This window comes from Synechocystis sp. CACIAM 05, assembly GCF_010222815.1.
GTDB lineage: Bacteria > Cyanobacteriota > Cyanobacteriia > Cyanobacteriales > Microcystaceae > Synechocystis.
In genome coordinates this window covers 61,074-73,804 of the sequence record NZ_CP019225.1, presented here as the reverse complement: position 1 = coordinate 73,804, position 12,731 = coordinate 61,074, and the positions used below count along the sequence as shown (strand labels likewise).

The window sequence follows — 12,731 nt, the reverse complement described above, 5'->3', positions numbered from 1 at the left end:
ACTCATGGTAGATAGCCTGCCAATCGTTTGGTTAATTGGTGGAACGGTGGATAGTCGTGCCGTAGCCGCAGGGTTAATTGCCCAGGGAATAAATTGTCTGGTGACAGTCACCACATCGGAGGCCAGGCACTTATATCCCATTCATCCCTATTTAATAGTTCACGTCGGAGCCCTGACCCCACAGGAAATACCGAAATTTCTAAAACGCCATAGCATTGCAGTCATTGTCGATGCGTCCCATCCCTTTGCTGCCCAAATTACTACCACCGTCACGGCGATCGCCGGGGAGCAAAACATTCCCTATATCCGATTTGAGCGGCCGCCCCTGGCTTTGGGAAAAAATACCTTAGAAGTACCTGATATTCAGAGTTTAACCACAGGGAAATATCAGCCTTACTTGATGGGAAAACGGGTGCTATTGACCGTTGGAGCCCGCTGGTTGAGCTATTTCAGCCCCCTACAGGACCAAGCAGTGCTATTCGCCCGCATTTTGCCCTATCCCCAAGCCTTAGACCAGGCGATCGCCGCTGGGTTTACTTCCGACCGTATCATTGCTTTGCGGCCTCCGATAGCTGAACCGTTGGAAAAAGCCCTGTGGCAACAATGGCAAATTCAAGGGGTGGTAACTAAAGCCTCCGGTGCCCAGGGGGGAGAATTGGTTAAGCAAAAAGTGGCGGAAGCGTTGGGGGTAAATCTGATCAGAATTGCCCGTCCCCAGACTATTCCAGGGCAAATAACTGACGATTTAAGCCAGATCAACCAATTTTGCCAAAGACATTTGTCGAGCTAGAAACGAAAATTTGTTAAGTATTGCAAAGGTGGTTTCCCAGGGGCAAAGTGTCCCCGTAAGATGAGACTTTTAAAGACCCCCATTAGCGTGGGGTTATCCCTTTAAAAATCGTCTTTATTCTGGAGAATCTCAATGCATAGCTTTTTGTTGGCCACCGCCGTTCCCGCTACCCTGTCCTGGAGCCCCAAAGTTGCTGGGGTGATGATTGCTTGCAACATTTTGGCGATCGCCTTTGGTAAATTGACCATCAAACAACAAAATGTGGGCACTCCCATGCCTTCCTCCAACTTCTTTGGAGGCTTTGGTTTAGGGGCTGTGCTGGGCACCGCTAGCTTTGGCCACATCCTCGGTGCTGGAGTAATTCTGGGTCTAGCCAATATGGGAGTACTTTAAGGCTCGATTCTGAATGGACTAGCTTTTATCCTTTGGGAAAATATCAAAGGCGATCGGGTAATTGAAAGAAAAGCCTGATCGCTTTTTTGTTAGGGATTAGGGAAAATGACAATTGGAGATCGTTGAGTTTGACGTTAATCTCCCCCAAGATCTCCTTTAAATCGGTTTTTATGGTCACCCTAATTAGCCTTTGCCTTCCAAGCAATATTTCCGCTTATCCCTAGAGCAGATCACGAGAAATGGCGATCGCCGGAGTTTCTCCTGTTTGCTGGAGGGCTGTCTGCAACATCTTGGTACTGACTACGGAATCGGTGGCGAGGTTAAAGAGGGGATTAGCCAGAATACCTGCCAGGGAAGTGGCAACCAAAGTAGCGACAATGCCCACCTGTAGGGGACGCATGCCGGGTAAATTCCATTTGATGGCCGGGTAATTTTTGATTACTTCGGACATTTCCTGGGGCTCCTTCACCACCATCATTTTAACCACCCGGATGTAGTAGTAGATGGAAACCACACTGGTGACCAGACCGAGCAAAACTAGGCCGTACAATCCTGATTGCCAACCGGCCCAGAAGATGTAAATTTTGCCGAAAAAGCCCGCCAGAGGAGGAATGCCCCCCAAGGATAATAAACAAATGCTCAAGCCCAGGGTTAACAAGGGGTCTTTGTGGTAAAGACCAGCGTAATCACTAATTTGGTCACTGCCAGTGCGGAGGGTGAAGAGAATAATGCAACTAAACGCTCCCAGGTTCATAAACAGATAGATGAGCATGTAGAACACCATGCTGGCGTAACCATCTTCACTGCCGGCCACTAGGCCAATCATCACAAAGCCTGCTTGACCGATGGAAGAGTAGGCCAACATCCGTTTCATGCTGGTTTGGGCTAAAGCCACCACGTTGCCCAGCACCATGCTCAACACGGCCAGAGCTGTGAAAATAACGTGCCACTCATCGGTAATACCACCAAAGGCAGTCACTAGTAACCGAATGGCCACAGCAAAACCGGCCGCCTTAGAGCCCACCGAAAGAAAAGCCACCACTGGGGTGGGAGAACCTTCATATACGTCGGGGGTCCATTGGTGGAAGGGTACAGCGGAAATTTTAAAGGCAATACCAGCAATGACAAACACCAAGGCGATCGCCAAACCGAGGGATTGACCCACAGTGTCAGCGTTAACTAATTTCTCGGCAATTAATACCAACTGGGTTTCGCCACCGGACAAACCGTAGAGCAGGGAAAGACCGTAAAGGAAAATAGCGGAGCTAGAAGCACCAATGAGCAAATATTTCAACGCCGCTTCATTGGAACGGGGGTCCCGCTTCATGTAGCCCGTCATCAGGTAGGAGGAAATACTGAGCATTTCCAGGGAGATGAAAACCATCACCAACTCGTTGGCCGCCGACAGGAACATGCCCCCCAAGGTAGCCGTGAGCAAAATGGCAATGAATTCCGCCAAGGAAGTCCCCGTTTGTTGCACATAACGCACTGACATTAAAATGGTGACAACGGTGGACAGGGCAATGATAGCCCGGAAAATAATGCTGAGATTATCTCCATTGAAAGCGCCGATGAAACCGATGGGATCCGCCATGGACCAGGAAGTAACTAGCAAACCCACCGATACCAATAAACCGGCGATCGCCAGGTAGGGCAAGGCCAAGGCAACCTTGCGTCCCCCAATCAAATCAACAATTAGCACAAGGAGGAGAGTGACAATAACAATGCCCTCTGGCAAAATCGTCCCCGCATTGAGTTGCGCTGCAACGTTACTAGAAAAGTCCATAGGTACAACCGAGAAATGCTCACGAATAAGCTTAGCGCAGGTTTGCCGCAAAGGAGAATTAGAATGGGTGATGGAATTTATTAGTATTTTCCTAGTTTTGGGCCACGGCAAAGGGCCCCAGTAATGGCATAATTGCCCCCTTTAATGACACAAATCCTTCCCCTGATCTTGAAATTCGTCGGTGTTGGCCGCTAGGAATTGCCAGCGGTAGCTGTTGGGTTGAAGTTCCATTTTCAGCACTCCATAAACCCCCATGGCCTGAACTTCACTGTTAGGGCGCACAGTTTTGAAAGGATAAAGACTTTTGCCACCAGTACCAATGACAAATTGCCTCAATCCTTTTTCTTGATCTAGCTGGCCCTGGGCATTTTGGGGAGCAAATCTTTCGTATAGATGGTCGTGGCCCGACAGCACTAACTCGGCACCACCATCGTAGAGGGTCTGCCATAAGTCCGCCATTTGCTTTTGGTTACCGTGCACACCGGAAGAATAACGGGGATGGTGCCAATAGGCCAAAGTACAGTTTTTGTTGTTTTGGGCTAAATCTTGCTTGAGCCATTGCTGTTGAGCCGATCCCATTTCGCAACCGCCAATGTATTCGCAGTTGGAATTGAGGGCAATAAAATGCCAATCCCCCTGGTCGTAGCTGTAATAACCCTTTTGGCGATCGCCGGCTACTGGGCCGAAATAATCAAAATAATCGGCGGCATTTTTATCGGGGCCGTAATATTCGTGGTTTCCCGGCACCGGACGACTAATGGAGTCAAATTTACCCCAGGTGGGCTGATAGGAAGCCTGATAGTTAACTAACTCCCCCCGTTCATACTGGTTATCCCCCAGAGGTAAAACAAGATCGGGATTAGCGCTGGCAACTAAGTCTGCGGTGGCCGCCATTTGACAGCGTTCTGAGGTGCCCAAACCGTTATTGAAACCTGGATCTTCCGGCGCACAGGCAATATCCCCCGCCGCCACAACGACGATCCCGGAGGACTGGGTTGGGATGTTTGGGCGGTTAACTTCTTGGGCCAGACTGACCGGGGCAGGGGTCTGACGAAAGTTGGCAACTAGCAAAAAAGTCATGGTGACCAGGGCAATAAATAACCCAATCACCGGTAAACGGGAAAGACCCATAAGTTATCACAGGGGTGGTGGCACAAGAGGGTAAAATTCCCCCGCGTCCTTAAACTTTTCAACTACTCAAAAAACTAGCGACCCATTTTTTTATCCCGATCCTGCCGACGGCGATCGCGCCATTCCAGGGTGGTGAGGTAGAGAATGCCACCACTAACAAGCACTAGCATCACCAGGGCCGCTAAAAAAAGGGTGTTGAGGACAGGAGTAGGAGTTGCTTCCACGGTATCAAAAGCTCTTAAACAACAGGAAATCCAGGTTTAATCCTAGAAGCCATTCCGACCCCATACCACCATGCTGATGGACCAGGTGAAAAGAACTAACACGCTTACCCAACCTAATGTCAAAATGTCCATAGTCTTTTGTTAAATACGCCAATAAAAACAAGCTTTGTCAGCTTTTATCTTACGGCGATCGGGCAAAATTTTAAAGCTTGCCTCAGGGACAAAACGCCCGAGCTAATCTCCCCTGGAACCATCATTGTCTCTATCCCCTTTTTTCTCCCCCAAAGCTAGAAACCATGGCCTTGTTTAACCATTATCAGGTGGAAACCCCCGAAAGCGTAGAACTGGAATTTACTTTGGCGGGCATCGGCAATCGTCTCTATGCGGTGCTGATCGACTATGTCTGCCTGGGAAGTGTTGTTTTAATTTTGCTAATTATTTGGGCGGTATTAGCCTATAACCTTTCCCTCTACGCCTCCGGGGAATGGCAACTCTGGCTCACTGCTATCCAAATTTTTCTCATTTTTGCGGTTTATGTGGGTTATTTTGTCTTTTTTGAAACCCTATGGCAGGGTCAAACCCCCGGTAAACGCAGGGCTAAAATTCGGGTAATCCGTGGGGATGGCCGCCCCGTTGGCTTACAGGAAGCTAGCTTAAGAGCTTTATTCCGCCCCATTGATGATTTTCTTTACATCGGCGCTTTATTAATCATTTTTGGCCGGCGGGAAAAACGCATTGGAGATTTACTGGCGGGGACTTTAGTGATTCGGGAAAGTCGGGATCAAAGAGGCGATCACCTAAAACTGCAACAACCGGAGCAAGCGAAGATTCTCGCCGCTGAGTTAGAACAATGCCCTGGGTTAGAGAGAATTACAGCGGACCATTGGTTAGTGATCCGGGATTATTTACTCCGACGGGGAGATTTACTACCCAAGGCTAGGCAACAGGCAGAGGTAAGACTAGCAAGCCAGGTAAAAGACCGGTTGCGTCTCACGGCGCCCCTAGCCGATAATCCCCCCGAAGTTTTGCTAGAAGCAGTTTATCTTGCCTGCCAAGACCGCCAAACAACCCTGACTAAGCCCAAGTTTGAATTGTAAAGTTTTTGGAAATGCCGTAACACTGGCAATTAGGCTTGTAATTCTGCCAAACGAGCCAAAACTTCTTCACTGTGGGTGGCGGGTCTCACGCCGAGAAATCTTTCCCGCAAAATACCGTCGGGATCGATGACGTAGGTATGTCGCAGGGCCATGCCACTCAGCCAAGAACCATAAGCTTTGATCACTGTCCCATCGGAGTCCGCCAGCAGAGGAAACTTCAGCCCTTCTGCATCACAAAAAGCTTCATGGGAATCTAAATCGTCCACACTTACCCCAATTACCTGGGCATTGAGGGCTTGATATTTGGGCAAATCCCGCTGGAAACGTTGGGCTTCCAAGGTACAGCCGGGGGTAAAATCCTGGGGGTAAAAATATAAAACCACCCATTGACCCCGGTAATCAGTCAGATTTATTTCCCCTTCTCCGGTGGTACTGGGCAGGGTAAACAGGGGCGCGGGTTGATCCAACTCTGGTTGGGTACCCCCCAGGGCATAGGTGGGTAAGTCTGCCAATCCTAGCCATAAACCCAGGGTTAAAAGTAGAGCAATAATGCTTTTTGGCCAGGAAAATTTTTTGCTTGTCATAGGGAATGTTTTGAACTTGCCACAACGAGTTGCCGGCGGGAATAAATTGCTTTACCTGTTATTGTTCCACAGCTTTTTGGGGACAGCAGGCTGCTGTTATTGACTCGCAACAACTCAGGGACCAACTACTCCACGGTGACGGACTTGGCCAAATTGCGGGGTTGATCCACGTCTAACCCCCGGCGGGCGGCAATGTGGTAGGACAAGAGTTGCAGGGGAATCACCGCCACAATAGGGGAAAGCATTTCCTCCACGTGGGGCACCAGCAATAAATCATCGAACACAGAACGGGCTTGGCTGTCGTCCATGGGGGTCACCCCGATGAGCCTGGCATCCCTGGCTTTGGCTTCCTGGGCATTGGAAATTACCTTGTCATGGACTGAACCCGGCATGGCGATCGCCACCACTGGGACTTTGGCATCCAGGAGGGCAATGGGGCCGTGTTTCATTTCTCCGGCGGGGTAACCTTCCGCATGGATATAACTAATTTCCTTGAGTTTTAAAGCTCCCTCCAGCGCAATGGGAAAATTAATGCCCCGGCCAAGGAAAATAAAGTCTTTAGTTTCGGCAAATTCATGGGCTAGGGCTTCAATGGCACTACCCTGTTGTTCCAAAATAGTTTCAATTTGGGCGGGTAATTGCCGCAGACCCACCATGATGTGCTCTATGGCTTCCAGGCTCAGGCTGTGCCGCTGAAAGGCAATGTCCAGGGCGAGAAAATAAAAGGCTAAGACCTGGGCCACAAAGGTTTTGGTAGCAGCTACCCCAATTTCAATGCCAGCGTGGGTATTAATAATCTCATTAACCATGGTGGCTAAGGTACTTTCCGGACGGTTGGTAATCCCTAAAATTAAGGGTTTATAGTCGTCTTCCAAAGTGAGGCGTCGCTGTTTTTCCATTTCCAGGGCGGCCAAAGTATCCGCCGTTTCCCCCGACTGAGTCACGCCAATGGTGAGGGTGTGGGGCGTCAGGGGAGGGGCCGCATAGCGAAATTCCGAAGCGTAATGCACTGTGGTGGGAATGGCGGCCAATTGCTCTAGTAAATATTTCCCCACCAGACCCGCATGCCAACTAGTACCACAGGCCAAAATTTGAATATGTTGGAGATTTTTGGTCAACTGGGGCTCTAAACCTAGGAATACGGGACTATGGCTGGGGTGGTCAGCGGCCCGCCATTGTTCATTGAGATAGGTGGCCAAACAAGTGCGGACAACGGCCGGTTGCTCGTAGATTTCCTTGAGCATAAAGTGCCGAAAGCCCTGTTTTTCGACGGTGGTGGCACTCCAATCGAGGGTGCGGGGTAATTTTCTCACCCTTTTCAGGTTAAAGTCGTAAACCTCTACCCCTAGGGGGGTTAACCTGGCAATTTCTCCATTCTCCAAAGAAAGTACCGTGGTGGTGTGGTGCACTAAAGCTGTCACATCGGACGCACAAAAGAATTCCCCCTGGCCAAAGCCCAGAATTAAAGGTGCTTGCTGTCGGGCCACAATTAGTTGTTCGGGACAATGGGCATCTAAAACGGCGATCGCAAAGGCTCCCTCTAGCTGATGTACGGCCTTGCCAATGGCTTCCAGTAGAGCTTCGTCTGGATCATCACTGGGCAAATCCTTAAGGATGTCGGCAATCAAAATCGGAATGACCTCGGTGTCCGTCTCCGAATAAAACTGGTAACCCTTTTCCTTTAACTGATCCCTTAGGGTTTGATAATTTTCGATGATGCCATTCTGCACAACGGCGATGCGTTGCTGGTTATCCAAGTGGGGGTGGGCGTTATGCTCCTCCGGTTTACCGTGGGTGGCCCAACGGGTATGTCCAATGCCCAGGCGGGAAAAGTTGCTGTGGTTTTCTAGCTTTTCCTTGAGGTTAAATAGTTTGCCCTTAGCCCGCACCGACTCAATTTTTCCTTCGGTGACCGTAGCAATGCCGGCGGAGTCATAACCTCTGTATTCTAAGCGTTCTAGCCCTTCAATGAGGATATTTACTGCCGTTTGGGTGCCGATGTAACCAACGATGCCACACATGGAGATTCCCCAATGATAGTGAAGATGATCAAATTGCCCTCCAGTTTAGCTTTTTCCTTCTGCCCAATGACAAATCTATCGCCCTCCATGGCAATTAGCTGGGTATGGTAATGGGCTTTCGGGGGGAACTTGGCACAGGGGCGGACTATATCCCCAAAACTGACGTCAGTATAGCATTGGGGGATTTAGGAATTGCTAACCTATGACCATAAACAGAAACACCGTTTTGCTCAGTTTAAAGCTATTCTCACTTCTCGCCCTGATGTCTGCCATAGCCAAGACGGCGATCGCCATCATTAAAAGCGTATTGATTTATTTGGCGGTATTAAGTCCACTATTCAGAAAAAGAAGTCCAACATAGAAACTCAAGGCTAGAAACTGCAAGAGAGTTAATCACATTGGAAGTTAATCCACATAATAACAACGCTAGTATTGGCTAGTATTGTCCCCCCGATTTGCGGTGTCGTATGGCAGTGATGCCGTTGGGTTGTAACACCTGTCCGGCCCGAACTGTTGCATAAATCAGAACATGATCGCCTATATTCGACCAAGATTGGACGCGGCATTCAAGATAAGCCAGCGCCTCTGCTAGAATCAGACAGCCATTCTGGGCTGAATAATGTTCCAATCTGCTGAAGGGATTATCCCCATCTTTCGGCAGGGGCTGGTGATCAAAATGACGCCGTACACTCCGTCCTTCCTGTAAAAGGTTAAGCACAAAGGGAGTATTTTGCTGGGCCAAACCGTAGGCATCAAATTCGCCCGGAATTGCGAGCATAATGCCAGGGGGAGTGAAGCTGGCTTGGGAAACCCAGGAGGTCAAAATCCCTTGATGGCGGCCAGTTGCTTGAGTTGTAACCACACCAATGGAGCCGATAATACGTCCCACTGCCTGCTGAGTGCGGTCGGCCTGGGTTTCGGTGGTGGCTTGACGGGCAATCCTCTGACGCTTGTGGGTACGGAGTTGCCGCGCGAAATTTGCGCCAGAGGTTGTGCAAACGTCTAGGGCATCGAGATTGGAACTGAATTGGATGCGGATGGCCTCAAAGCCGAAGCGATAGCCGCCATCTTTTAGCTTATTTTCAATCAAATCAGAGTGATATCACCATCGGTCGAACTAAACCTGGGCAAAAAATTAAGACAAAACCACTCCCATTTGGGAAAAAACTATTTTTGCTGGTTGGTGGAGCTTTATTTTGCTTCAATATCTGGGATATTAGGCAATAGTGGGGTTTTCTGATTCAGCAAGCCATGATCCCAACTATGTTTCACTTATTCAGGGTTTATCCACAACAATGTTGTCTGATGATTTGGCCAGTGGGCAGCTCCCTTTTAAGGTTCTTGTGGTTGAAGACGATAGAGTTACTCGATCATTGTTGTTGATGGCCCTTAAAGAAGATAATTATGGGCTCGCAGAAGCCACCAATGGTCAGGAGTGCCTCGATAAATTTGTCCAGCTACAGCCGGACATTGTACTATTAGATGCAATTATGCCTGGTATGGACGGTTTCAGTTGTTGTGAGCAAATCCGCCTTCTGCCTGGAGGAGATAAAGTACCCATTTTAATGATCACTTTTTTGGATGACCAGGAATCCATCGATAAGGCATTTGCGGCCGGGGCAACGGACTACATCAATAAGCCGATCCATTGGTCTTCTTTCCGTCGTCGTATTCATCAACTAATTAACGTCAAATCTTTGTTCAATGAAGTAGAAGTAATCCAAAAAGAGTTGGCTTGCCGTAGGAACTGGGATAGTTTTTGGCAAGAAAATTGGCGTTCTTTAGCCCACACTAATTCCGATCCTGGTCATCTCAAAGCCTTACTCACAAGAGCATTAAGGCTTTTCAACGGATTACGAATTGTCTTGGTGACATCGATCGCCAATGCCATTCCTTTTGTGGTTACCGAGCCGGAAGCGGAATCCATGGGCATTGATTTCACCGCTGTTAATGATGACTTTGCGGCCCTAGTTTCCCTGCCAATAGACGGAGGCACTGTGGTTAAAGCCGGTGTGACCCCCCCGACCAAGAACCACTGGTCAAGCAAATTGCCCTCCATGGCCCTATTTCCCACGGCGGTCCAGCCCATTTCCTGGCGGGGTCAAACCCTAGGGTTTGTGATTATCCAATGGCGATCGGATCTTGAACTTGCAGAAGCAGAGGTTCCCCAACAAGTAGAAAATCTTTCCCATCTTTTGGGATTCCTACTCCAGGAAACCGATAGATAATAAAGGATAAGGATAGCTGACCATCTCCTGCCCCCGCGACCGGATTGATAGTGGCGGGGTAATGGGGTTTTTGTTGGCCAACTGTTGTTATGGAGAAATTCATGAGCAATCGCTCTCTCAGGTCTTCGTCTAGCGGTCAAGCCAGGGCAAAACAGGCCATGACCAGACGGGGCTGGACCCAGGCTTATTTGGCTACTGAAGCCGGACTTTCCACCCGCAATTCGGTCTGGAAATTTCTTAGCGGCAGGCCCGTAGAGCGTTACATTTTCATGGAGCTATGTTTTCAGTTGGGCCTGGATTGGGAAGAAATTGCGGACCTTCCCCCTGGGGAAGATAACCTTGCCAATGTAGATGATGACATTGCTACCGAGGCAGGCGATCGCCCGGCTATGGAAACCGCTGCGCCCCACCACCATCCCAACCTGGAGGAAACCTATTTAGCAGTTAAAACCAAGTTGCGGCATCAGTTCTTTAAACAGTACGGCCGGGTGCAATCTTCCTTTAATCTGACCCAGCAGTTTGCCCTAGATGACATTTACACCGACCTGAGTTTGTTGCCCCACCTTAGCCATCAACAATGGTTGGAGATAGATGATTTACAAGGATCTTTGCTCCAAGGTGTGATCCAGCCACAGCCCATGGGTTTCTCCATTCAGGAGGCGATTGAGCACCATGAACATTTGGTCATTTTGGGCCGGCCCGGCTCTGGCAAAACTACCTTGTTGAAGTACCTGGCTCTGCAGTGTTACAACAGCCAAATTCAGCCTGATTATATCCCCGTTTTCATACCCCTGCGGGACATTGAACGCTACCAACAACATGAACCAGATTGGAGTGTGGCAGATTACCTCCAAACCCTATTGGCGATCGAAGAGATTACTCCGGAACTACAAACTGAGTTACTGCGACAGGGCAAATTCTGGTTACTGTTGGATGCATTGGATGAAATTCCTCGTAAAACTAGTGAGAAATTTCTGGAAAAAATCCAGCAGTTTGTACAGTCCTTCCCAAACAACAATATCTTAATCACCTCCCGCATTGCTGCTCAAAACTACTTTTTTACTGGTTTTACATATCTAGAAATTGCCAATGCTAATGAACAACAAATCAAATCTTATATTAAAAATTGGTTTAACCAACCGAATACCCCCAGGGACAATGGCAAAATTAGTAAAGGTGACCAGCTATTAGCCCATCTGCGACGGCCGGAAAATCGTTTTGTCCTTGAATTAGCTAAAACTCCCCTATTACTAGAGTTAATTTGCTGTGCTTTCCAAGAACGGGCCCAACTACCCAGTAAACCTGCCAAATTATATAAAGAAGGGCTAAACGTTCTGCTTAATCGGGGTTCCCGTTCCCAGGCATTTCAAACAGATTATGGTTATAATGAGTTAACTCTGCCCCAAAAGTTAAAATTATTATCGGAAATAGCTGCCCGCATGTTTGAGCAGGGCTATTTCTATTTTGAAAAAGACCAGGTTTTATTAATTATCCAACAATATTTGGCTAGCATTGCCAGCACTTCCATTAGTGGAGATTTACTGTGGCTCAAAAGTGAGAATGTCCTACGAGCTATTCAAGTGCAACATGGTCTTTTGGTAGAGCAAGCCAAGGAAGTGTATTGCTTTTCCCATGTCATTTTTCAGGAATATCTGACAGCTCAACAGTGGGTTTTTCGCAAAAAATTAGCCATTGCAGATGCTATCGTTAATGACCCAGAAATTATTGCCCAACGGCTCACCGATCCCCATTGGCAGGAAGTCATTGCTTTGGCTATTTCTCTGGCTCCCCTAGCGGATGATTTTTTACGGCAACTGAAATTCCAGCTTGATCGCCTGGTGGCCAGTGATGCTGGCTTAATCGCTATAATAGAATACCTAGGCACCAAAAGCAAGTCGCTCCAGACTGACCACAAACCCGTGGCCATTAGAGCTTTTTATTTGGGCATCCTCTACGATTTTGGACTTAATTTAGCCACCCGTCTAGACCGGAGTTTGAGTGAAAATCCTCACCAGGAAATTTCCCTGGATTTGCAATTGATCCGCATTCTTTCCCTGGCCAAGTCCCTCGCCCAGAATCCCAGTTTTGAGCAGTATTTAAACCTTGGTTTTGCCCTCGATATTGAAAGAAAGTTTTCCCTTTCCCCTGCTTTGACTAAAGCATTACAAATTTGCAAGGAGCAACTACCTTCCCCCATGGAAGAGAAATCAGCCCTGTGGCAATGGTGGCGGGTGCATGGACCGGATTGGTACCAGGGGATGAAAACTATTGTGTGTCAACATCATCAGCTTGGTTGTGTAGCTGAACTAAGCCCCAACCAAAGTAATCTTTTGCGGCAATACTACCATGGACTAGTTTTCTTCCATAAATGTCTCCACAGTGGTTGTTATGTTAGTCCTACTGTGCAAGCAGAACTGGAAAATAATCTGTTGAACTATGAACCATCAACTTCTAGCAACTTATCTTAACTGGCTAAC

General features: G+C 48.3%; 11 protein-coding genes and 1 pseudogene. 5 read left to right on the top strand and 7 right to left on the bottom strand.

Annotation, left to right across the window (positions count from 1 at the left end; genetic code table 11):
- Window positions 1-4 precede the first annotated feature (4 nt).
- Entirely contained in the window at window positions 5-790 is a 786-nt protein-coding gene (cobK, locus tag BWK47_RS00330; protein WP_162327131.1) for a precorrin-6A reductase, read from the top strand.
- Between the two features lie 132 nt (window positions 791-922).
- Window positions 923-1,183: a photosystem I reaction center subunit PsaK gene (gene psaK / locus BWK47_RS00325; RefSeq protein ID WP_010871349.1), complete on the top strand. Its 261-nt coding sequence runs from the start codon at window positions 923-925 to the stop codon at window positions 1,181-1,183.
- A gap of 220 nt (window positions 1,184-1,403) precedes the next feature.
- On the opposite strand, the gene BWK47_RS00320 is transcribed toward psaK, so the two are convergent.
- The 4 genes from BWK47_RS00320 to petN all read right to left on the bottom strand — a co-directional run bounded on the left by BWK47_RS00320 (window position 1,404) and on the right by petN (window position 4,456).
- A complete protein-coding gene (locus tag BWK47_RS00320) occupies window positions 1,404-2,969 on the bottom strand; it encodes an NAD(P)H-quinone oxidoreductase subunit N (RefSeq protein WP_162327130.1) in 1,566 nt (521 codons plus the stop codon).
- A gap of 141 nt (window positions 2,970-3,110) precedes the next feature.
- Window positions 3,111-4,100, bottom strand: a complete 990-nt coding sequence (locus tag BWK47_RS00315; protein ID WP_162327129.1) for a metallophosphoesterase family protein — start codon at window positions 4,098-4,100, stop codon at window positions 3,111-3,113.
- A gap of 74 nt (window positions 4,101-4,174) precedes the next feature.
- Complete coding sequence (locus BWK47_RS16760; protein WP_010871353.1) at window positions 4,175-4,324, bottom strand: hypothetical protein; 150 nt, start codon at window positions 4,322-4,324, stop codon at window positions 4,175-4,177.
- Between the two features lie 42 nt (window positions 4,325-4,366).
- Window positions 4,367-4,456, bottom strand: a complete 90-nt coding sequence (petN, locus tag BWK47_RS00310) for a cytochrome b6-f complex subunit PetN (protein WP_010871354.1) — start codon at window positions 4,454-4,456, stop codon at window positions 4,367-4,369.
- Between the two features lie 164 nt (window positions 4,457-4,620).
- Here petN and BWK47_RS00305 point away from each other — a divergent pair, with 164 nt between their 5' ends.
- Complete coding sequence (locus BWK47_RS00305; protein WP_162327128.1) at window positions 4,621-5,421, top strand: RDD family protein; 801 nt, start codon at window positions 4,621-4,623, stop codon at window positions 5,419-5,421.
- A 29-nt stretch (window positions 5,422-5,450) separates the two neighbouring features.
- Here the strand turns inward: BWK47_RS00305 and BWK47_RS00300 are convergent, their stop codons facing one another.
- The 3 genes and pseudogenes from BWK47_RS00300 to BWK47_RS00290 form a co-directional block, all read right to left on the bottom strand.
- Window positions 5,451-6,005, bottom strand: coding sequence for a peroxiredoxin (locus tag BWK47_RS00300; protein ID WP_162327127.1), 555 nt, complete (start codon window positions 6,003-6,005; stop codon window positions 5,451-5,453).
- Window positions 6,006-6,130: 125 nt separating this feature from the next.
- The gene (glmS, locus tag BWK47_RS00295) at window positions 6,131-8,026 is read right to left on the bottom strand and encodes a glutamine--fructose-6-phosphate transaminase (isomerizing) (protein ID WP_162327126.1); all 1,896 of its coding nucleotides are present in this window, start codon (window positions 8,024-8,026) and stop codon (window positions 6,131-6,133) included.
- A 436-nt stretch (window positions 8,027-8,462) separates the two neighbouring features.
- A pseudogene (locus tag BWK47_RS00290) lies at window positions 8,463-9,119 on the bottom strand (flavin reductase); the annotation flags it as partial.
- A gap of 202 nt (window positions 9,120-9,321) precedes the next feature.
- On the opposite strand from BWK47_RS00290, the gene BWK47_RS00285 reads away from it, so the two are divergent.
- Together BWK47_RS00285 and BWK47_RS00280 are read left to right on the top strand one after the other, a co-directional pair.
- Window positions 9,322-10,254, top strand: coding sequence for a response regulator (locus BWK47_RS00285; RefSeq protein WP_162327125.1), 933 nt, complete (start codon window positions 9,322-9,324; stop codon window positions 10,252-10,254).
- A gap of 101 nt (window positions 10,255-10,355) precedes the next feature.
- Window positions 10,356-12,722 carry an NACHT domain-containing protein gene (locus BWK47_RS00280; RefSeq protein WP_162327124.1) on the top strand — a complete coding sequence of 789 codons (2,367 nt, stop codon included), beginning with the start codon at window positions 10,356-10,358 and terminating at the stop codon, window positions 12,720-12,722.
- Window positions 12,723-12,731: the final 9 nt, after the last annotated feature.